A 21,962-nucleotide genomic window follows, 5' to 3' on the forward strand; every position below is an offset into this window, starting at 1 on the left:
AGTCAATCCCTAACAAATGAACAAAAAGAAAAACTTGAAGATATTATTACCTTGCAGCATTCGTCAGAATCCAATAAACGATATTGGGTTGGTTAAAAGAACCACCGGGACATCCTTCACCCGAAACCTTTTTAAAAAGTAATAGAACGACTCGAATACATACGAGGAATGGAATTAGAAACGGTGCAAATTAATCATTTGCACCGCAATCGCCTGTTACAGCTGTCTCGCTTGGGTTCAAGATATGAACCTTATGCATTCCGTGATTTTCAGAAAATAAACGATATTCAATACTAACCGTCTATTTATTACATCTTAATCAAGATTTGACGGATAAAGCTTTTGAAATTCATGACAGACAATACTTAGTCTCTTATCAAAAGGTCGTAAGGCTCAAGAGGAAATTCAGAAACTGAACGGTAAAAAGCTGAATGAGAAAGTTATACACTTTACGAACATCGGACAAGCTTTGATCAAAGCAAAACAGGAAAAATTAGACGTTTTTGAGGTTTTAGAATCCGTTATTGAATGGAATTCTTTTGTCTCTTCGGTCGAAGAAGCCCAGGAGCTTGCACGTCCTGCTGACTATGATTATTTAGACTTACTGCAAAAACGATTTTATTCACTAAGAAAATATACGCCAACGCTATTAAGGGTGTTGGAATTTCATTCTACAAAGGCAAATGAGCCACTTTTACAAGCTGTAGAGATTATCCGAGGAATGAACGAATCCGGAAAACGAAAAGTACCTGATGACTCACCTGTGGATTTTATTTCAAAACGTTGGAAAAAGCATTTATACGAGAATGATGGTACAACAATCAATCGTCATTACTATGAAATGGCTGTTTTAACAGAACTTCGGGAGCATGTTCGGGCAGGAGATGTTTCCATTGTTGGCAGCAGACAATATAGAGATTTTGAGGAATATTTGTTTTCCGAATTTACATGGAATCAAACGAAAGAGAATACGAGATTATCAGTTAGTTTATCATTCGAAGATTATATAACGGAGAGAACCAGCAGCCTTAATGAAAGGTTAAAGTGGTTAACTGCCAATTCCAACAAGTTAGATGGAGTTTCTCTTGATAAAGGAAAGCTGTCACTTGCACGCTTAGAAAAAGATGTACCAGAAGAAGCAAAAAAGTTTAGTGCAAGCCTTTATCAGATGCTACCAAGAATAAAATTAACCGATTTACTGATGGATATTGCTTATATAACAGGATTTCATGAGCAATTTATTCATGCTTCCAATAATCGAAAACCGGATAAAGAAGAAACAATTATTATTATGGCTGCTCTTTTAGGAATGGGAATGAATATTGGTTTAAGCAAAATGGCTGAAGCAACACCCGGACTTACATATAAGCAATTGGCCAATGTATCACAATGGCGCATGTATGAAGATGCAATGAATAAAGCCCAAGCCGTATTAGTAAATTTTCATCACAAATTACAATTGTCTTCCTATTGGGGAGACGGTACAACATCCTCATCAGACGGTATGAGAATGCAGTTAGGTGTTTCATCACTACATGCAGATGCAAACCCACATTATGGAACTGGAAAAGGAGCCACCATCTACCGTTTTACTAGTGATCAATTCTCTTCTTACTACACAAAGATTATTCATACTAATTCAAGGGATGCGATTCATGTTTTAGATGGTTTGTTGCACCATGAAACGGATTTAAACATAGAAGAGCATTATACAGACACAGCTGGTTACACAGATCAAATATTCGGACTGACTCATTTATTAGGATTTAAATTTGCCCCAAGAATAAGAGATTTAGCAGACTCAAAATTATTTACAATAGATAAAGCAAGTGAGTATCCAAAATTAGAAGCCATTTTACGTGGACAAATAAATACAAAGGTCATTAAAGAAAATTATGAGGATGTTTTGCGATTAGCTCACTCAATAAGAGAAGGAACAGTTTCAGCATCCCTTATTATGGGGAAATTAGGTTCTTATTCAAGACAAAACAGCTTGGCTACAGCCTTACGTGAGATGGGCCGAATAGAAAAAACGATCTTTATTTTGAATTATATTTCGGATGAATCATTAAGAAGAAAAATACAAAAAGGATTGAATAAAGGAGAAGCCATGAATGGACTGGCAAGAGCTATTTTCTTCGGAAAACAAGGAGAGCTTAGGGAACGAACCATACAGCATCAATTGCAAAGAGCCAGTGCCTTAAACATCATTATCAATGCCATCAGTATCTGGAATACTTTACATCTAACAAAGGCAGTTGAATATCAAAAACGGTCAGGTAGTTTTAATGAAGAATTATTGCACCATATGTCACCTCTAGGTTGGGAACATATTAATTTACTTGGAGAATACCATTTTAATTCGGAGAAAATGGTCTCGTTAGATTCTTTAAGACCCTTGAAACTTTCTTAACGTTGTTAAAACTGGGGGAATAGTCGGGGAAATGGGCTTAGCGTTGTAAATCCGCATTTTCCTGACTGTACCCCGACCACTACAAACAAATTAACAGTAAAAAGCCGATTCTCCCTTAGCGTACAAAAAATCGGCTTTTTCTATGTGAAAAATTGCTTAGCGTACGAAATTCGCGTTTTGTTGGTGCTACCCCTAATAAGGGACTTATTTCTCTCAAAGCATCATAAGTTGTACCATGAACGATTGGGATTAGACGATCTGTAGCAAGTAATACAGACAACTCTTTATCCGCAACACCTTCATTCGAAAGACGGTTCAGAAAAGCAGGAGTCACTAGTACAATTCCGACCTTTGAATTTACCAACCCCTTATCAATAGCTCGTAATAATGGTTGACCAAGTAAGACATCTTTTTCGCTAAACCATACTGATACACCTAAAGTCTCAAGTAAATCATGTAAGTCTTTAGCAGACTCTTTTCTATCATCCCAGGCATGACATAAAAAAACATCTCTTAAATCTGGTTGAGTAACAGTTATTTCTTCTACTTTATCACGAATTGGCGTAAGACTTCTAATTTCCGCTGGAGTATAGAGTACTGTGGAAGTAGACTTTGACCAACGTGCTTTAGAATTACGAGCCGCACTTCCATTACTGATTGAGTTACTTCTCCCCGTATTTTCTGAAACTGAAGAATAAGACGGGAAATAAGTATTGGAACTGTAATAATTACCACGAGAACGTCCGCTACATGCTGGGCAATTTGCTGCAGCACTTGCTGAATTATGTCCTCTTACTGGAGCTGTACATCTAACCATTTTTATACCTCCTGATATTTATGATTTAGGATTATACTCTTAGAATATATTACCTATTTTTATAATATCAGAAATAAATATTTTATGAAAAAACTTATTTGATAAATAATAAATCAAATGCCCCTTATTTTCGTAATAAGGAGCACTTGTTCTCAAAACCATGTTCAGTTGAATTTTTAACTTTAGTATATGAAATAGCTACACTTTTTTAGATGGACCTAAAAAATAAAAAGCTCTTCATATTGATTACAGCTTGATTCCATTATATAACAAATATTAATATCCAGAGTTTTAATGTTTGAAAATTATGTGAATTAACAAATAAAGGTCCGCCCTTCCTCTAAAAATCTCATTTATTTATTTTATATAAACAGTTTTAAATCAACATTGATATTATAATAAATTAATAAAAGTGTATACATAGGTAAATAGAAAAGAATGGTGCATTCTTATAGAAGAACATATATTTAAATTTAGGGTGAATTAACTATAAGAAAATGAGTTTTACGTTATAACCAATTACACTTCTTAAATATATACAAATGAAGTTTTCTTATCTTGTTTTAATTATGTTATGAAATAAGGTATATGAAAATTAAACAAACTTTCAAATCTAGGTCTGTCTTCCTCGATAGATTCTGATTCCTCTAATTTCAATTTTCCATCAGCATGTGGATCTGCTACTTAGCAACAAAAGCTAATCGTATTAGTTTGATTTGTTTAGTCAAGTCTGTTTTTGTAAGATTTTTCATTTTCGAAATAAATTGTGATTCGGGACTTGTTGAAATAGAAGAAACAACTTCATTTCCACATAAAACCTCTGTTCCTTTAAAATCGACGGAAAAGTACGGTATATCCCCATTCCAAGATTCCTCTTATGAAATTTCTTAACATTCAGTTTATAAAGGGTTTTACAGTAGAATTCTATTTCCATATATTTCAAGTTTTCTGCACCGAAGTCTTAAAATAATAAAAACCTCTTATCTTTTTCCCTCAATTGAAGGAGTTGTAATAAATGGGTGAATTTTTTTATAAAAAACAAAAATAAATATTTACATTCATATCTATATATGTTAATTTACAGAAAGTTGTAATAAAAAAATCAGAGGAGATGTTGTAATTGAATGATAGGCTGAAGAAATTAATTATATCGGGGACCCTAGCTGGAATCGTATTTAGTATTACAAATGTAGCTTCTGCAAATTCCACAGATATATCAGAAGAAACAATATATACAAATGCGATGAGTAGTGATTATACTAAAGATAATTTAACTTTTTCTACTGCTAATGGAGAAATTATAAAAATTGGCCATCTACAATCAATTAATCCTACAAAAAATAATTTTTATTTTTTTTCAAATAAGAAAGATTCATTACCTAATTTTAAAAAGGTGAAAAACGGAGTTGAACAATCTATAAAAATCGATCCTACAAAAAATAATGGAAAATATAAAGTTCCATTCGATTTCGAAAACGGTGAATCGATAAAGGTAGAGGAAGATGGTTCTGCAGTTATTTACAATAAAAATAAAGAATCAATTGCCGTTGTTATGCCCACTGAGGCTAAATCTCAATCTGGAGAAATTTTAGAAGTACATACTACACTTAAAAACGAGAACACCTTAGAGTATTATGTAAATATTAAAGAAGAAGTTAATCCCATAACAATTAAGAACACAGCCACATCATATGCTTTCTCACAATATTTTTCTAGTGGTAACTGGATTACAAGAGATGGTATGGTTTCTTTAAGCTTAGAACCCACAAGTGTATTAACAAAACTAATCGTAAACCGCGCAATTCGAACAGACAGTTGGAATAAAGTTAAGGATACTTTCTCGATGGATGATCAATGGGGAAATACAAGCTCTATGCAAAATCAATATTTATGTCATTATGATTTTGCAAAATCATTTAAGACACCATGGAACTTGGAACCGCATCGTCCAGATGTCGGCTATTTGAAGACTGTTGCTGCTACATGCAATCCGTAATAAACCCATAACTATCTAGAAGGTTAACTATCTAGTAGAGGTCACCATATAAAGAGCTTTCCAAGTTACATAACTGGAAAGCTTTTTTGTGGGACACAAGTATACAATCCAGAAAAGTCGAAGCCTGATATTCTTTTAAGAAGGAAATGAAGGGATTTATTATCATCTACAGTGATATTGTTCAAATTCAACTAATTGAAAAAAGTATATGGAATTGCAAATTTTATATAAAAAAGAGGATTCCCCATTTGGATACTTAAACTGCTTGAATAAATACTCACTTTTTCACATTCCTTATCTGCCTTTCTTTTTCTTAGTTAGTCATTGTTACTTCAAGTAGATTTCGCCCCACGTTTGCTGAAGTTACGAAAACCAAGCTAAAGTAGGAAGCGTGGTGAGTCAACGTACAAGATACTTATGTTTTCACCGTAGGAACTACGGACAGAGCCTGCTAAGATAACCGGTGGATACATCGGTGTTCGCAGGAATCTCCCACTTCAAACAGTCCGTAAGGACGGTTCAAACTGTTAAATGTAAATAATCATCTATTTGTTAACTACCTATAAGTCCTAGAAAAGAGCCTGAATCTGGCCAAGGAATTTCACGCATGTGCCCTCACCCCTCTTCATTTACTATATCAATGTAGGGACTAACAGGGGGATTCTCAAAAGTTTGTAAGAAACATTTTAGGATGAATATTTGATTCCACTTTATTTTAAATCTACATTAATTGTTCTTTTTATCTACAATTTCAACACTCATTGAACTAAACCATATATGACCAGTACTTTTTAAAGACACTCCTACTGATAATGTTTCTATATTTTTAGGTACATCTAAAATTACAAAATATTCTTTCCACGAATTTTCCACACTTAAGGAATTAGAATTTATATGATAAACCTCCCAGATATCTTTTTCCTGTTGCTCAGCCCTAATCCATAAACCAGCATATTCTTTAACTAACTTTGTCATGATCATCCCTGAAAATTTAACCCTTTCACCTACATATAGATGTTTATCCAAAAAACAGTATGATGTACCATATCCTTCGTTATTTTCTAAAGAATATAAGTTTTTTGAAACTTCATTTGTATATTTCACATTAATATCATTATATAAAATATAATTACCCGGATTTCGTCCACCTAATATCCATTCTGTCACTTTACTAGTCTTCATTATTATACCGCCTATTCATTTATTTAATTTCAATAATCTATTTAACCTAATTTGAATTATACTCATAACTACTATGTTTTTTTTGATAATTTTTGCTAAATGTCATTACAATCAACAACTTCTATATTTAAGCATAGCAGTCGTTGATTTATTAATAACAAATAAGCCCCAAAAGATTATCTGGGACTTCCTTTTCTTCTATTCTTTTTTATGTATTCATAAATACTATCCATAACAAATTCTTCGTTTTTCTTCCAACACCCTTCCGCTTCCTCTAATGTACAAATTTTTATTAACTCATTAATAGCAGTATCTTTTACTAAGAATGTGGCTACAGCGCCTGTAGATTTTGAGTATTTGGCTATTACTGCATCTATAATATTATCCATTTTCAAAGAAAAAGTTCCTTGAATATCTTGTTTTAACATTGCGGTTTCGGATAGTTCTTTTAATCGGGAATTAAGCATATATTCTACATAACCCATTGGCGAATCTATATCCGTACGGAAACGTATATCATCAATAATTTCTAAAACCAATTCCTCATGTTTTTTCCATTTTTCTAATACTGTAGGATATACTTTCCCTTTACATCGCTCTTCAAAACGTTTAATTTTCTGTTCAAATGTATTTGGCTGCTGAAATTCATCTAATTTTTTTTCAAAATGAGCTAAATCCGTGTCCTTTCTTTTTTGACTACCTATAATAAATCTAATTTTTTGTACCTTCCTACCTAACTTAATTTCTTCAAATTCAAAAGATATATCAGTTTTTTGATTTAATTCTTTTTGGGATGGTTTCAATACACGCTGTTTAAAATTCGCATAATTAGGATATACATCAATTGCATCTAAGTAATATCTTAGGTTCTCAAGGCTAATTGTCCGCTCTTTTATATGTTCATATTGTTTTAATAACTCATAAATTCGGATAGCGTATGTACTTTTTAATTTAACAACATTAGCCAATCTATAACTTGTAAATTTACTACTTAATTCTAATAAGAATGGCTTCAATAATGGATCAAAACGCAGATCAATTGTCCCTTTATTTTTGTTATAGATTGCTGAAGAAAGCCAAGAGACTTGTATTAACTCTTCTCCTATCCTAATTTCAATTACTTTAGACACTAATTCCTTTGTAATTTTACTTAGCTCCGTATATTTCGTTGACCCACTTAGACCAAGTAAATCATGAAATTGTTTAATTGGAAATGTATATGTTTTAAAATCCCGATCACTTGGTTCAATATTACTTGCCAAGCAAAGCAGCATCTTTTGTTCTACTAAATTCAAACGTGAATTTGCTTCAATTAAAGTATTAGATTTCGAAACAATATTATTCTCTTTAATCTGCAAATCTTGTTTTAGAGACATATCTACATACGTCCTTTCCTTACCAGCTTTATTGCTATAATAACTATAACAAATATACCTCTTTTGTTATAGTTAATTTTCAATAACCAAATTTGTTATCTTTAAGACCATCTTCGTTATAATAAAGAAACCAGATTTGTTATCTTTAAAACCATTTTTGTTATAGTAAAGCCTTAAAAACCCTTATATATCAAAGGATTATATATCCTTAAAACATATAATCATATAAAACATATAATCATATAAAACATATAATCATATAAAACATATAAAACATATAAAACATATAAAACATTAATATATAAAACAAACAAACATAGTAAATTATGCTTGCTTGTTTATTTATTTTATATATTATTGAACTACCCCCACTTTCACTTCGTTTAGAAGAGGAGGATTCCTAAGTAAAGAGTTCTATCGAACTCTAATTTATTAGGCTATCTCCACAGTCCCTGCGGTTAGAAGCCTTATTGCTTCATTCTTTAGATTGATACTTGCGTTAATATTCCTATCATGATGTGTACGACAAGAAGGGCAGTCCCAGTTACGTAGATTTAGATTTTTAACGTCTTTGTTTTGGTATCCACAACAAGAACATAGTTGGCTAGAAGCAAATGTTTTCGATACAACAATGACTTGTTTACCGAACCATTTTGCTTTATATTCCAACATGGTTCGAAACTGTGACCATGATACCTCACTAATTGCTTTGGCTAACTTATGATTCTTTAACATAATGGTAACAACTAAGAAAGCAGATTGAATTTTTCAATCTGCTTTCTTAGTTGTTACCATTATGAATTTCCCCTCAAAATATCTTCAACTTCTTTTATACTTAATTTACTTGCTTTTGCAATCGTTTCAATTGGCAAACCAAGCTCATGCATACCTTTAATCATTTGTATTTTCCCTTGCTGAACCCCTTTTTGAATGCCTTCTTTTTTCTTCATTACAAGCATAAGCAAATTTCGCGGCTTCATCCATCAACGCTTTTTCCCTCGCCTCATACGCTTGTCGGAAAGAAGAATTTTGACTCACAATTTCCCATTTATTCATTTATAATTCAAGAATTTCTTGTATTTCTTCTATAGATAAATTCGTAAATTTCGCAATATCTTTTATTGGCATCCCGTTTTTGTGCATACCACGAATAAGCTGTATCTTCCCTTGTTCAATACCTTTTTCAATGCCCTTTTCAATACCTTTTTGTTCTGCATAAGCAAACTTTGCAGCCTCATCCATAAGAGCTTTTTCCCTTGCTTCATATGCTTGTCGGAAAGAAGAATCTTGACTCATACGTTCCCATTTAGTTATCGCTTTTTGTAAAATAGGGTCTTGGTTCATCGCAATATCCTCCAATGTTTGGGTTAAATGTTCATCTTCATTCGCTGGAAGTAATAATAACCAACGAACAAACGAATCTTCCCAGGGATTTACTTGTTCATTCCGCCACTGTTGCATGAGTTTTGGAATTTCCACAATATGAACTTCAATATCATCACTTAACTTCTTTTGTTGCTGTTGATTCCATAGGATTCCTGTTGTATGGAATGCCTCGTATTCAGGAAACATAACAAAATTTAACAAATTGATCGTAATTGTTTTATGAAGAGAGCTATATGGCATTCCCTTTTTTAGTTGGGATGTATATAGCCTTCCCCAGTAATACAAACTTCTCTTAATCATGTCATGATTGTTATTCAGCTGTATTTCTACATTTACCTTTGTTCCGGTATCTAATGTTGCAGAAATATCTAAAATCGATAATTTATCCTCTTCATGTTCTCGATGCAAGTGTGGGTCTTCTAATTGTAAAGAAACAATAGGTGATTCTAAAGAACCTTGCAACATAGCATTTAAAAAAGCAATTAAAATATCTTCATTTCCACTTGTGCCAAATAATTGTTTAAAAGCAAAATCAATGCGTAAATTTACTAATTGTTGGTTGGACATGGGTTTTCCTCTCCCCATCTCATATAATGTTTTTCTTTCATTGTACATAAAAGAGTGATCCATATGCAAACAAGCTCTTATATCCGTAGAAATAAGAGCTTGTTCGCTACCATACATAATTAACAGATTAGTTGGCTTTCATAGAAATTGAAAGATTGCCTACTGTAAGAAAAACTCACGTTTAGTATACAAAATACGAACAAAAATGCCAATACATAAATATATTCAAGATAGTACATTACATTTAAAAAGTAAAACTAAGTTTGTATCTTTTGTAAAACTCCTTTTCGATTTACAAAAGATTTATTGTTAAAATCACTTCAAATCCCACAAGATTATTGGACCACTAATTTTTTATTACATGAATATGAAATTATTTTAGCTTGATGAACTTATATGGTTGCCTTTAAACAAATTCAGATTTTATATTTATTTGTATTTTTTTAAAGTTCCTTCATAATAAGCTACAATCGAAAACGTGGAACGTTCCTGAGAAACAAGATTGAGTGTCCCTTGATAAGTACCATCATCATATGTAAAAGTATTAGGGATGCTTATTATTGGACCGAGGAAAGGATTCGGAAATGTTTTAAAACAGCTTTTCACATATTCATTTGCTTCTACATTTTGTGTAACGTCTTTACATATCCCTTTATTGCTAGGAATATTCAGTCCATCCGCTTTTGCAGAGATTCCTCCCATAACAAGAAATCCTAATGTTAATACACTTACAACAAATTTTTTAAACATATAATCATCCCTTTTTATTAGTTGTCACCCTGATGAGAATTAATAACCTTAAAATACAGCTATTTGTTCAATTATAAACAATCTAAAGAGTGAATTCGTTTTGTAACACTAATACAAGTTAATTACTAGCTGTTATAGTATATTTCCACTTAAATATACAAAATCCTCCTTTTTTGTTTTGGGAGCGTTATAAGATTCTTAAGTTGATGGATGTGCAATATCCCCCCATAAAATAATAAAAAGTCTTGCTGTAGAAACAAGACTTTCCACTTCTATTTTTGTTCGATTGCATACCGGCTATCTTCGGAAGCATATAAACTTGCTGTATTCACTTTTATACTACATTTTCCTAGCCGCCGTTTTACTTCTGATTGTAATTTTTCATTTGCTTCTTCTAAAGAACTTGCTGAAATAATCGTAGATTGTGAGTCTGTTACCTTGCCACTATACATCACTGAAAAGTTCAATTCATATTGATGTATCAAGTTTTTCCCACTCCTTTTTTCCTAAATTTCCTCACAGATCATTCTTATTTATTGCTTGCTCCTGTAGTTTTTGAAGATAGGTACGCATTTGCGGTACATACCAGCTTTTTCTTAATCGGATGATCGTAATACCTACAATTAAAACCAAAAAGGCTTGTAGGAAAATATCTTGTGTTTCCCATAACGTGCACAAATACAGAAGGCTTCCCGAACAAAAATAATACATGGCCAATAATAGATTTATATTTGCAATTAGCATTTGTTTCTTTACAATAGCGGCTATTCCTGCTAAAACAACTGTACAAACTCCTATACTAAGCAAAATATATGCAATAACCTTTACAAAAATCATCCTCACACCCCTTTTTCTCTAAAAACTCATTTAAGCCACTTGAAAGACCGAATAAAGAACATAATCTTATTCGATACCAAATGTATCAATAGTTTCTTTAAAGTTAATTACAAGCGAATTTGAAGCGTCATTTTTTCTGAAAGGGAAACTTTTTGTGTTGAAAATCATATATACTTTGTTTTCCAACACATCCAATTGAAAACCCTGTAAAAAAAGTTGCACCTATGATTTTTAATCCCCATTGCCATGTATTTTCCTGTAAAAAATGATGCGAAACATAGAGACATACCCCTGTACAAATAATGATCCAGATTCCATATTCATCATATTTTCTCTGTTCTAACTTTTGTTCCTGGAACGGATATACCTGGATAAATAAAAAGGCTATCAGCAAAACTGACAGCCCAATTCCCAATACAATCATTTTTTATCGCCCCATTTCCACTCGATTACACCTCTTTATAGCGCTTCTGTAACAATTGCTGTACACGTGCCGCATACATTTTAAAATAGGGAATATTTTGCGCGGCAACCTTTCCAAAGTCCATATTCATTAATGTTTCTTCTAATAGTTTGAACTCAAATTCTAAGAATGTATCATGCTGTTTCTGAATTGAATGCGGGATATTATGCAAGGCATCCGCAATTTCTCGCACGTATGTCACACTGGATTCATCTTGGTTTGAATAGGAAAATACATTTCGAATCAATACAAACGTTTCTTGCAATATTTCATACCCGATATGATGCAATACATTTTGATTCCCCAACTCCCCTCATTCCTTTCTCTATGGTCCTTCAATTCCTGTATTGATCTGGAACTCATAATTTTCTATAAACCATTTTTCACCTTCTAATAGTAAATTTAATTTCATCGTGTGTTTTTCTTGTTGTTCTGTTCCATCAACCGTTACAAGATAATCATATTTAACCGTTACATCTGCTTTATTATCAGCGGTTTTGATGTAGTACATATCTGTTATCTTTGCTTTCGTTTGAATATGCATAGAGCCATCACCTTCTATATGGTTATGTACATCCTCTGGCGCATTTAATAATTTGTTTCGTGCTTCCCCTGTTATCATTTCTTTAATCTTTTCAAATCCTGGCTTTTCTTTTTGCTTGTTATCATTCTGTATTAACAGCTCTACAAACTGTTTTGCTACTTCTTGCCCTTTATCTTGGGTATTTTCTGTTAAAACTGTTACACGCTTTTCCAATGCTCGATTCTCTGTTTTTAGCTCTTTTACTTGTTCCGTCCATTTCCTTTCTGTCTGCTCAACTTTATGCTGTAAGGTGCGATTTTGGTTCCATAACCATACACTGATACCCATTAGTACAACTATGATTAAACCAACGATTCCCTGTTTCATCCCTAATCCTCCCTTTCTTTCCGCTTATTTTGGCAAATAAGGTGCTGGGTCGACTTGACCAAACGTCAAAGATGTTTTGATCTCAAAGTGAAGATGTGGTCCTGTTACTTGCCCTGTTCTTCCGCAAACACCTACCTGTTGACCGACTCCAATGTTTTGACCTTCCTGTACAGTAATGGACGACATATGACCGTATAAACTCCAATATCCATTCCCATGATTGATTACAACTACGTTTCCATATCCGCCAAACCCCGAACCAGAAGCGCCAAATTTCGCCCACTCTACAACGCCACCTTTCGACGCGGCAATTGGTGTGACACCGTCTTGGCAAGAATAATCAATACCTTTATGAATAGTGCCCCAGCGTGGCCCAAATGGGCTTGTGATCGTTGTTTGAGCGATAGGACGAATAAACCCTTGTGAGCTTGCTGATCCCGTATCTACAACGCCGCCTGGCTTTCCCGCTTCACAATTAAAAGTAAGGCCGCCCATTTGCGTCACAAATTTTGTTACTAATACAGGCCATAAACCATTTGTACCATGCGGATCATTTACGGCTCCTGGCGGTGCATATTTAGCTCCAATTGCTTCTATTGTTGTAATCCCCATACCGATATAATTTTTATATAAGTTTCGGGCCATAGCGTTGATTCCTTCATCTAAGGTGGCAAATTTCATGAAACCTTTCATTTGTGAACTACTAGGGTCCATGAGACCACCAGGGTTGTTATAGTTCTTTACTGCATTAGAAGTACCATTCCCCGTTTCCAATCTTGCAATGGCCGCTAATAAAACGGGATCGATTTGGTTTTGTGTTCCTGCATTTAAAAAGGCTTGTGCTTTCCCTGTAAAAACGCCTCCTAAATGGGGCTGTAATTCTTCTGGTGCCACTGTTTTTCCACCTGGCCGACAAACCGTCATTCCATTACTTGGGATGGTTGCTGGCGCTTCCTCTTCTTTTTTACCAATGCCTTGCCCCAAAACGATAAATAATAGAAATCCAATACAGACGAACAATCCTATTATGAAAGTAGAACTCCCAAAAAGAAATGTCAGTAACCAGGATTTCTTTTTCTTCTTCTTTTTTTGTTCTTGTGCAATCTCTTCTTGTACCGTTTTGTCTACAACTTCTTTTATTTCTGGTCTCATATCATCCCTCCCCCCTTACAACATGTATCAAGATTGATTGGAATATTTTCGAACAATCAGCCCATATGTAAGGGCCAAAAGAATAGGTATAATCGCTAAAACATGAAATAGTAACGTTAAAACAGTAGATTGCTGGTTTTGTATAAAGTCTAATAATCCAAAATGACAGATTCCTACAAACCAAATAAAAAAGGTTAGTTTCGCTCTATCATCAATAGGGCAACGTAACTCATTATGAATAATTTGGAGAGTTAGAAGAATGAGCGTATACCAGATCAGTAACCCTAAACCAATCCACCCTAATAAATCTGTCGGCCATTCTCTCTGTATGAAAAGAATGATTATGTTCATCCATCCTAAACACCCGATGCAAAGAAAAATACTGATACTCACCATTTTCATACACGTTAATCCCCAGTGTTTCATAGCTATATCGCTCCTTTTTTCGTAAAAAAATAGTAAAGTCCTAAAAGTCTAGGACTCTACTCATCTTTTTTTGGTGGCTCCAAATCATCTAAGTTATCTAAGTTTTGTGGATCAGTAGAAGGCATCCAGTTTTCACTTCCCGCGGCTACAGCTCCATATTGTATATCTGGCGTATCGATTGTTTCCGCTTCTCCTTGAATCGGTTCATTTTTACTTACTTCTTTCTCGTTTACTCGTGTTAAATCAGTAGAGGAAACAGATTCCGTTGGGATAAATGAGTCAGAAGAATTTATTACTTGTTTAGTTGACTCGACATCTATATTAGTATTTTTCACGACAATTTCCCCCGCTTCATTCACTTCTGCAGGTATAGCATCTGGAATGTCTGCACTTGTTGTTTCTGGTGTATGAGGTACAATGACACCATCTTCACTTACATCTGCACGAATTGTATCTGGTATTAAAGGTTCATTTGCCTCTGTTTCAATTGGTGTTGAGATTTCTTGTTGTGGAATATGTGTTGAAGTTTCCTGTTCTGGCTGTATTTCTTCTCTTGAAATGTCCATCGGAATTTCTTCTGTTGGAATGTCTTGTTGTGGGATATCGGATGGGATTTCTTCATGTGCTTCATGATTTGTTGACACTTCCTCTAATGGCAGTTCTTGTGTTGGTACTTCCGTTTGAATCTCTTCATATGCCTCCATATCGTTTGAAACTTCTTCTAGTGGTATTTCTTGTTCTGGTACCTCTGTTTGGATTTCTTCATATGCCTCCATATCAGTTGAAACGTCTTCTAATGGTACCTCTTGCTCTGGTACTTCTGGCTGTACCTCTTCATATACTTCTATATCAGTCGGAATGTCTTCTAATGGCACCTCTTGTTCTGGTACTTCTGGTTGAAATTCTTCATATCCCTCTATATCAGCTGGTATTTCTTCCCCTGTTGGAATTTCCTCATTCTCTAAAGATACAAGTTCTGGTTGAACGTCCATTTCTGATTCTTCTACCTCCGTTCCTTCTTGTTGTCCTTCTACTTCCTGTTCTAATGCTTCTTTATCTAAGCTGATAAGGTCTTGTTGCATTGGTGCCTCTTCTTCACCTGGTGTCGTTTGTTCTTTCCCTTCCTCTTCCTGCTGTGGTAAATTCCCCTGTTTATCACGATCCTGTAGAGAAATAAGTTTTCCTTTCTTTTGATTCTCTTCTTTTTCTTGTTCCGTTTGATTATTTGGTAAATCATTCGGTATATTGGCTTGCACTAACGGGTTGGCTTTTGTCTTTTCGTCGTTTGTCCCTGCATTTTCTAACTGGCCGCCTGCCGCCGCCAATTCAGCCGCGTTGTTAAAATGCATTCCCATTTTGTCTCCAATATAAGACATTGTATTTCCAGCGTACTCTTTCCCCTTATCTACAAAGTTTTCAGTCATAAGAGATATATTTGTGACCGTTTCATACACGCCACGTGCTCGACTAAAGGCCGCAACAATATTTCCTCTAAACAGATAGCAAAGAACGAAAACAAGAATTTGGAAAATCATTGTAGACACATATCCTGCAACGCCCACTTCTGGTAATACATACAGTAATTCTGCCACTGTAAAGATGATAACAAGCATGACTGACATAAAGATTTTTAATGCCAATGGGCGAATCCATTGTGAAGCCCAACTTTCAATGACTCTGCGGTGTCCTGGCAATAGAGCCACCGCCATAACGATTGGTGAGATAATACTCATGACAAGGAACCATAATTGGAACGCTACAATTAGTAAACAAAACGCAATTACTGGAACACCTGCGAATGTATTCACCACATAATACATGACTGTAAATACAAGACGTTCCCCTACAGACGTAACAATCATCATTTGGTTTCCTCTTTTTATTTCCTCTTGTACCTTGCTCTCCCTGTCTTTTCCTGGTGCTGTTGCTAATAATTCATCTACTCGTTTAGTACCTAATTTTTCTTTTGAATCTTCCCCGTATTGTAAAAATAAGTATGGTCGTTCAACTAACAAATCCCAAATCTGCTTTTTCACGGAAAAGATTGCATCTGTTTTGGAACGTCCTGGATCACCCGCAACTGTTCCCGTTGCTTTTGCTAACACCGTTACACTAATTTCAGAACTAATCGTATTTGCACTCTTTAAAATCGCACCTGCATTTCCAATGTACGTAACAATAAAAGCAATGACAAATACTGTTTTTACTAACTCACTTAATCCTTTTGAGGGCTGACGTTTAATAAAAAAGATATAACCCGCATAACAAGCGGATAACACACACGCAATACCGATAATTGCGGGGAATAATCCAGAAGATAAAAAGCCACCTTTTCCAATACCAGCTATATTTTGCATAGCCGCGCCTAGTTTATCCGCAACCGTATCTACAATGTCCAGGTTCAACGCTTGATCGACTAAGAAAATGGTTAATTGCCCCAGAATCACATTTAACTGAAAGGCCATATTCGCAAACCATTGACAGGTTGTATACAACATTCTTTGTAAGTCTTTCCCTACACTATCATCACCAAATAAGTATCCACCAACCTTTTGAAACACGTTCTTATCTTCTTCCTTTGGTTGATATGTGTCTATTTCGTAATACTTATCTTTGTAAATCCCATCTGTGTACCCACTAAATAGATTTTCGGAAATTCTCGCTCCCTTTTGTTCCTGTTTTTCTTCTTTTTTTGTATCTTCCGCTAGGGCCACATGGGACCCTAACGGTAGTAAAAAGAATACAAGAATCATACAAATAGAGAAAAGTTTTTTCATTCCTTTTGCCCCCATTTATGAACATGAACTGGTTCCATACTTCCTACAGTTGAATTTAAATTGTTCCAGTTCCATTCGTAATTTTTCCATTTCCCGTCCTTTTCGTCTTTTACCATTCTAAGATATAATCCCATTTGAGCTTGTTCTACAGGATCATAATATTTTACTCTGTAATAATACTCATTTTTATCTTCTTTCAACTCATATCTAAACAGGTCATATCTTTCTTTCATTTCTTGGCTAATATTTGGATTCCTTACTCCTTCTTCCATAAATTTGTATTTTTTATATTGAAGATCGTTTAATTTTTTTGTATCCATTTCAATATAAGCCTTTACATATTCCATCGCGGCTTTATCCGCTTCTTTCATATCACGTTCTTTCTGACTTTCTTGTTGATTTGCATTGCTCTTGGTTTCATTTGAGCAACCCGCAACCCCCGTTACCATCAACATTCCTGCTACACATAATCCCGACAACATACGTAATTTTTTCATCGTTCCATCCTCCATATACAGATAATTTAGAATACTCTTATCTGTATTGTAATACGAATTACGCCAATTGTTGTGCGCGTTCTTCGTCTGTTTTCGTAGAGGAATCAAATGCAGTCTTTAATTCTTGGAAAACAGGATCAATTTCTACAACCGCGGTTCGCCCAAAAATATCCTGGAATAAGGCTTCGCCACGTCTAAGCTGGCGTAACATTAAGATATTTTCTTCTGTGACCGGTAAGTTATAGTAACGCAACATTTCTTCCGCTTCCTTATCGTATTTCAGTGCAAAACAGAATTTCATCCCCACATTTGCAACCTCTTTATTTTCAGATTGATAATCGGATGCGTTTTGTGTTCCTAAATACAACCCGATATTGTGATAACGTCCTTCTCGAATGATTTTGTCAGAAGACGCCGCACCCTCTTTATTTTTCAAAATACTTGATGCCTCATCTTGTAGGTATACTTTGAAAATACTACGGTCGGAATGCATTAAGGATTTACCAAATGCCGCTAATGCAATTAAGATACTACGAGATAATTTATCTGTAACACTTTCATTCTTTTCCTCTGATTTCGGAATGCGTAAATGTTGAATTTGTAATACCTGTAATGGACGTTCTAGACTTAATACGCGGTAATCTTGACCTTGTTTACCAAACAATAAATCTCCTAGCTGGATGCCTTCTAAAGTCGCTAAACGATTTGTAAGAGCATTTAACTTTTCTAATTCAGTAGGCAATAAGTTAGGTTCTTTCTTCATTTCCACTAGCTCTTTACGAACCAAAGTTAAACATGCATCTTCTTTTTCCGCCACTCGTTCAATCGCTTTATATAAATAGTCATATCGGATATCCTCTAAACCTACATCGGATAGGAACGTCAAAATTTCAAGTGCTAAACTCTTCGCATCTTCTATTGTTGCGCTTATTCGGAATGGGTCTAAACAGCCCGCATCCTTTTTATCCTTCCCAAGTGTCCATACTTGCAAGGTCTCCTCATTGAATCCTGGCAATAATTCGGGCCACCTTGTGCGATCGCCCTTAGGATCAATAATAAATGCCCTTCCGCCACTCATCACGATCCAGAAAGCGAGTAAGTTCATTAAGAAGGATTTTCCTTTCCCTGTTTGCCCCGCAAACATAACCGACAAACTCTCAAACGCTGTCACAATGTTATCTAGTGCTTTCGCCGCCAAGTCTGGACGAACAAAAACAGGACGATTTAATTTCTTTGTCTTTCCAATGTAAAACCCTTGATTGTCGCCAATTTGTGTCGTGGCCCCAAACATGCCCTGTGCAAGCACACCTGGCTCTACAAATAACTTAAAGTCCGTATTATAACGTTTCGAGCCTGGTAAGAACTCGTAGAAGTATGCTAATTGTTCTCCATATGGATTGACCAATTCAATTTTCATTTTGCGATATTCTGTAATCAGTGTATTGACGCGTGATTTTAATGTTTTCTCATCTTCTGCATATACACAAAACAGTACACTTAATTCATATCCAGGTGCTCCCGTTGTTTCAAATCGATCTTTTACAATTTTGACGCCTCTTGCTTTGCGATCAATTGTTAAATCTGTTGTGCGGCCGCCTACCATTGCTTGTTGGCGTTGATCGTTTAATTCCAGTTCACTATTTGAGAGCTTTTGTGTAACCATTTGATTTTCCAAGTGATACGCTCGAATACTCATTTCAACAGGAAACTTTAACGAATGCGATTGAATGCGATAAATCCACTCTCCACCAGGAAAAGCCGATATTTCGGGCATATCTTTCACCGCAAGAAAAGCAACATGAGAGGTTTCGATTTCCCCTTCTTCATTTTGTCTTTCGAGTATAAGAGAACGTCCTGGGCTTTCATCAATCACCGTATCCGTTAATTGGATCATTTCTTGTAAATCTGGGCGGCGTACTTTTACCGCCTTTCCTTCTTCATTTTGCAACGTAACTGTAGAACCTACTTTCCAGTTTTGATCCCGATTCAGTTCTTTCATGCCACGTTTGAAATTATGATGGAATAAAAAGCGCGTTGTTGACGGTTTCGCACGTCTGGTATTATGAAAGGCCCCTCTAACCTGGCTAAATAACACGTCTTCTACTTCTAAATAATTTTCAATTTCCTCTTCTAAAATATCCGTCACATTCATACCCGATATGTTTTGGGCTGTCTCTGCAAATCCTTCTCTTATCTTCTTCATAAACTTCCATGTTTCTACGACAGGGTTACGAATTTGTCTTTCTTTCTGTTCCATATTCAGTTGTACTAAAACGAAAAAGCGATATTCCATGTTCTCTTTCGCAATGGCCGCATTTCGTAAGTATTCTTTTACCTTTTTAAAAAGAAAGCGTCCTGTTGGGGCCATTGGCCCTTTTAAAGTGGAAATATGTTCATCCAGAATTTCATCTGAATTTGTTGTACGAGGAATCACAAGTAAGTGGATATCATATTCTTGATGGGTAAAAAGAGCGAGTTGATTGCGATAATATACTTTTTTCGTGCTTTCGTCTTGATGATCGTATTCGAATCCGTCTACTTCATATACTGCGGATACTTTTCCGTCTGTACTAAACGCTAAATTCTTTTCAACGTGCTTTAATGGTGATCTGTTCATCGTTTTCAACATATTCAACTTCCTCCTTTTGGGGTAAAAATGTTAGGTTATAAGCGTGTATGTCTTTCTCTTCTTCTTCGCTAGATGAATGTACGATAGATATATCTTTAACGTCATATTGCACACACACATGACCACGAATCACATGTTTTTTTAGTTTAGGCAAGGTCACTAATCGGCTACTTTGATGTTTACGTAAACGAAATGTAACCCAGGATCGAACAAAAGAGAAAAGTGATTTTCCATCTGTTTTATATTTATCCGCGCCCCATACGAGGAAAAGAGGAATCACACCATAATACATGAGCCAAACTTGATCGATCATATCGCCAAATATCCATTTAAAGGGAGGAAGGAAGCGGAAGGCTACAAGCCCCGCTTCTACCGCCGCAAAATAACCAAGTGCCCTCCATGTAACCGCACGCGGAAGACGATACCCCATAATTTCGTACTGTCTTCGCATATAGTTCATATAGCTTCCGAAACAATAGACAATGATAGATTTTGATTCTTTTTCTTTCATGTAGCCCTCTCCCTTTCCATCCCTTACTTAGACGCCAAACAATCCGCCTAACCACGTTCCGATTGTTTTTAATGCATCTGGTTTGTTAATGAAGAATACAACAATTCCGCCACCAACAATTAACGTAATCGCTTTTCCCCATGCACGCTTTGCCGCTACGATCAAGATAACAATGATAAACGCACAATATAACGCGTATGTTCCTTGTGTCTTCATCATTTCGAAAAATCCTTCTAACCCGATTCCTAACACAAAATGATTTATATTGAACATATACATGCCCCTCTCCTATTTTGTTTTTAAGTCTGTTACGATCCATTGCTTTCCATCTTGTTTTACAAACAACGTATAACCTGTTTTCATTTTTGATTCAGAATGTGGATCAATCATAGATACCTCTGTTTGTACCTCATATGTGCCTTTTGTTTTTCCTGGATAAATCTTAGAGGAAAGTACATTTTCAAATTTCATGGCTCCTTCTAACCCTTTAATATCTGTATTGGCTAAAACATACGCGAGTTCTTTTTGTGTTGCGGTCGTATAGGATTTAAAAAAGGTTGGCAAAAATTCTCGAATGTCTTCTTTTACAGTCATTTCATGAATTTCCTCTCGTTCTTTCTCTTCTTTCCCTTCTGGTACTTCTGCTTTTTCATTCACCTTGACGATTTGAGGGAATCCACTAATCACAAAAGCCTTTCCATCTGATTGAACAGGAACCGACACTTGCTGGATCACCTCCTTATCCTCTGGCCCGCTATTATCTGCTTTCATGCGGCTTAATTTGTATCTCACTTTAAAAATTACGTTTGCTTCTTTATCTGTGACCTCATCTACTTTTAATACAGTTGCGTATAGAAAATGGGAATCCCATTGTATACTTGCAAAATCCAAACCAACTTGTGGATCAAGTGTTTTCGGTATATAGAGCTGTAAGCGCTCTGAACGCTTCTTCTTGCCTTCATCCCCTCTTTGCCACGTAAAGTATTCCTTTACAAACCCGCGCGCAAATTCAATCGCTTCTGGACGCGAGGCAAGGTTCTGTTTTTGCGTGACTTCCTTTGGAGTGGCGCTGGCCTTTGCTGTTGTATCTCCCTTTCCTTTTACTACGGTTGTGATGGATACAATGAGCATCCAACAAAACAGGAGCCAAAAGGCCCATTTTCCAATTAAGCGGCCTTTATAGGATGGAATCTTTGTCGCTTTCCTTGCCTTCCCCTGTTTACTTTCAAATGTTTTGGCAAACCACTGTTTCACCTTTTGAACCATATTCATC

General features: G+C 35.3%; 19 protein-coding genes and 3 pseudogenes. 2 read left to right on the forward strand and 20 right to left on the reverse strand.

All coding sequences use genetic code 11. The features are described 5' to 3' along the window. Positions 1-2,413: pseudogene (locus QCI73_RS29515) on the forward strand (Tn3 family transposase); the annotation flags it as partial. Positions 2,414-2,528: 115 nt separating this feature from the next. On the opposite strand, the gene QCI73_RS29520 reads toward QCI73_RS29515, so the two are convergent. After that, on the reverse strand, positions 2,529-3,230 hold the full coding sequence (locus QCI73_RS29520; protein ID WP_234449412.1) for a toll/interleukin-1 receptor domain-containing protein: 702 nt from the start codon (positions 3,228-3,230) through the stop codon (positions 2,529-2,531). A 1,120-nt stretch (positions 3,231-4,350) separates the two neighbouring features. Between QCI73_RS29520 and QCI73_RS29525 the strand changes: the two genes are divergently transcribed. After that, positions 4,351-5,226 (forward strand): DUF2599 domain-containing protein, encoded by an 876-nt coding sequence (locus tag QCI73_RS29525; RefSeq protein WP_200730635.1) that lies wholly within the window; start codon positions 4,351-4,353, stop codon positions 5,224-5,226. Between the two features lie 726 nt (positions 5,227-5,952). Here QCI73_RS29525 and QCI73_RS29530 read toward each other — a convergent pair. From QCI73_RS29530 to QCI73_RS29620, 19 genes and pseudogenes are all read right to left on the reverse strand, one after another. Then, complete coding sequence (locus tag QCI73_RS29530) at positions 5,953-6,408, reverse strand: AraC family transcriptional regulator (RefSeq protein ID WP_200730634.1); 456 nt, start codon at positions 6,406-6,408, stop codon at positions 5,953-5,955. Between the two features lie 176 nt (positions 6,409-6,584). Continuing rightward, a complete protein-coding gene (locus QCI73_RS29535) occupies positions 6,585-7,784 on the reverse strand; it encodes a replication initiation protein (protein WP_200730633.1) in 1,200 nt (399 codons plus the stop codon). A gap of 432 nt (positions 7,785-8,216) precedes the next feature. Then, positions 8,217-8,534 (reverse strand): annotated as a pseudogene (locus QCI73_RS29540) (RNA-guided endonuclease TnpB family protein); the annotation flags it as partial. Between the two features lie 44 nt (positions 8,535-8,578). Further along, positions 8,579-8,840, reverse strand: a pseudogene (locus QCI73_RS29545) (Rpn family recombination-promoting nuclease/putative transposase); the annotation flags it as partial. Further along, the gene (locus QCI73_RS29550; RefSeq protein WP_137073730.1) at positions 8,841-9,737 is read right to left on the reverse strand and encodes an Rpn family recombination-promoting nuclease/putative transposase; all 897 of its coding nucleotides are present in this window, start codon (positions 9,735-9,737) and stop codon (positions 8,841-8,843) included. A 429-nt stretch (positions 9,738-10,166) separates the two neighbouring features. Beyond that, a complete protein-coding gene (locus QCI73_RS29555; RefSeq protein WP_137073731.1) occupies positions 10,167-10,487 on the reverse strand; it encodes a hypothetical protein in 321 nt (106 codons plus the stop codon). 272 nt (positions 10,488-10,759) lie between these two features. Next, on the reverse strand, positions 10,760-10,972 hold the full coding sequence (locus QCI73_RS29560; protein ID WP_200730632.1) for a hypothetical protein: 213 nt from the start codon (positions 10,970-10,972) through the stop codon (positions 10,760-10,762). Between the two features lie 31 nt (positions 10,973-11,003). Further along, positions 11,004-11,324 (reverse strand): hypothetical protein, encoded by a 321-nt coding sequence (locus QCI73_RS29565; RefSeq protein WP_200730631.1) that lies wholly within the window; start codon positions 11,322-11,324, stop codon positions 11,004-11,006. Positions 11,325-11,451: 127 nt separating this feature from the next. After that, entirely contained in the window at positions 11,452-11,748 is a 297-nt protein-coding gene (locus QCI73_RS29570) for a hypothetical protein (protein ID WP_000636253.1), read from the reverse strand. Positions 11,749-11,773: 25 nt separating this feature from the next. Continuing rightward, positions 11,774-12,094, reverse strand: coding sequence for a hypothetical protein (locus QCI73_RS29575; protein WP_200730630.1), 321 nt, complete (start codon positions 12,092-12,094; stop codon positions 11,774-11,776). Positions 12,095-12,112: 18 nt separating this feature from the next. Then, a complete protein-coding gene (locus tag QCI73_RS29580; protein WP_200730629.1) occupies positions 12,113-12,697 on the reverse strand; it encodes a hypothetical protein in 585 nt (194 codons plus the stop codon). Between the two features lie 24 nt (positions 12,698-12,721). Further along, a complete protein-coding gene (locus QCI73_RS29585) occupies positions 12,722-13,849 on the reverse strand; it encodes a M23 family metallopeptidase (RefSeq protein WP_200730628.1) in 1,128 nt (375 codons plus the stop codon). 27 nt (positions 13,850-13,876) lie between these two features. Then, positions 13,877-14,275, reverse strand: a complete 399-nt coding sequence (locus tag QCI73_RS29590; RefSeq protein WP_320691786.1) for a hypothetical protein — start codon at positions 14,273-14,275, stop codon at positions 13,877-13,879. Positions 14,276-14,331: 56 nt separating this feature from the next. Continuing rightward, a complete protein-coding gene (locus QCI73_RS29595; protein WP_200730627.1) occupies positions 14,332-17,052 on the reverse strand; it encodes a CD3337/EF1877 family mobilome membrane protein in 2,721 nt (906 codons plus the stop codon). Continuing rightward, on the reverse strand, positions 17,049-17,549 hold the full coding sequence (locus tag QCI73_RS29600; protein WP_200730626.1) for a hypothetical protein: 501 nt from the start codon (positions 17,547-17,549) through the stop codon (positions 17,049-17,051). Before QCI73_RS29600 ends, QCI73_RS29595 begins: the two co-directional genes overlap by 4 nt. Positions 17,550-17,607: 58 nt before the next feature. Further along, complete coding sequence (locus QCI73_RS29605) at positions 17,608-20,178, reverse strand: ATP-binding protein (RefSeq protein ID WP_200730625.1); 2,571 nt, start codon at positions 20,176-20,178, stop codon at positions 17,608-17,610. Next, entirely contained in the window at positions 20,138-20,689 is a 552-nt protein-coding gene (locus tag QCI73_RS29610; RefSeq protein ID WP_078385946.1) for a TcpE family conjugal transfer membrane protein, read from the reverse strand. The genes QCI73_RS29605 and QCI73_RS29610 overlap by 41 nt, the downstream gene beginning before the upstream one ends. Positions 20,690-20,716: 27 nt before the next feature. Then, positions 20,717-20,968, reverse strand: a complete 252-nt coding sequence (locus tag QCI73_RS29615) for a TcpD family membrane protein (RefSeq protein WP_000281809.1) — start codon at positions 20,966-20,968, stop codon at positions 20,717-20,719. A 9-nt stretch (positions 20,969-20,977) separates the two neighbouring features. Continuing rightward, the gene (locus QCI73_RS29620) at positions 20,978-21,955 is read right to left on the reverse strand and encodes a conjugal transfer protein (protein WP_200730624.1); all 978 of its coding nucleotides are present in this window, start codon (positions 21,953-21,955) and stop codon (positions 20,978-20,980) included. Positions 21,956-21,962: the final 7 nt, after the last annotated feature.

The organism is Bacillus cereus group sp. MG16 (genome assembly GCF_040459875.1).
GTDB lineage: Bacteria > Bacillota > Bacilli > Bacillales > Bacillaceae_G > Bacillus_A > Bacillus_A paranthracis.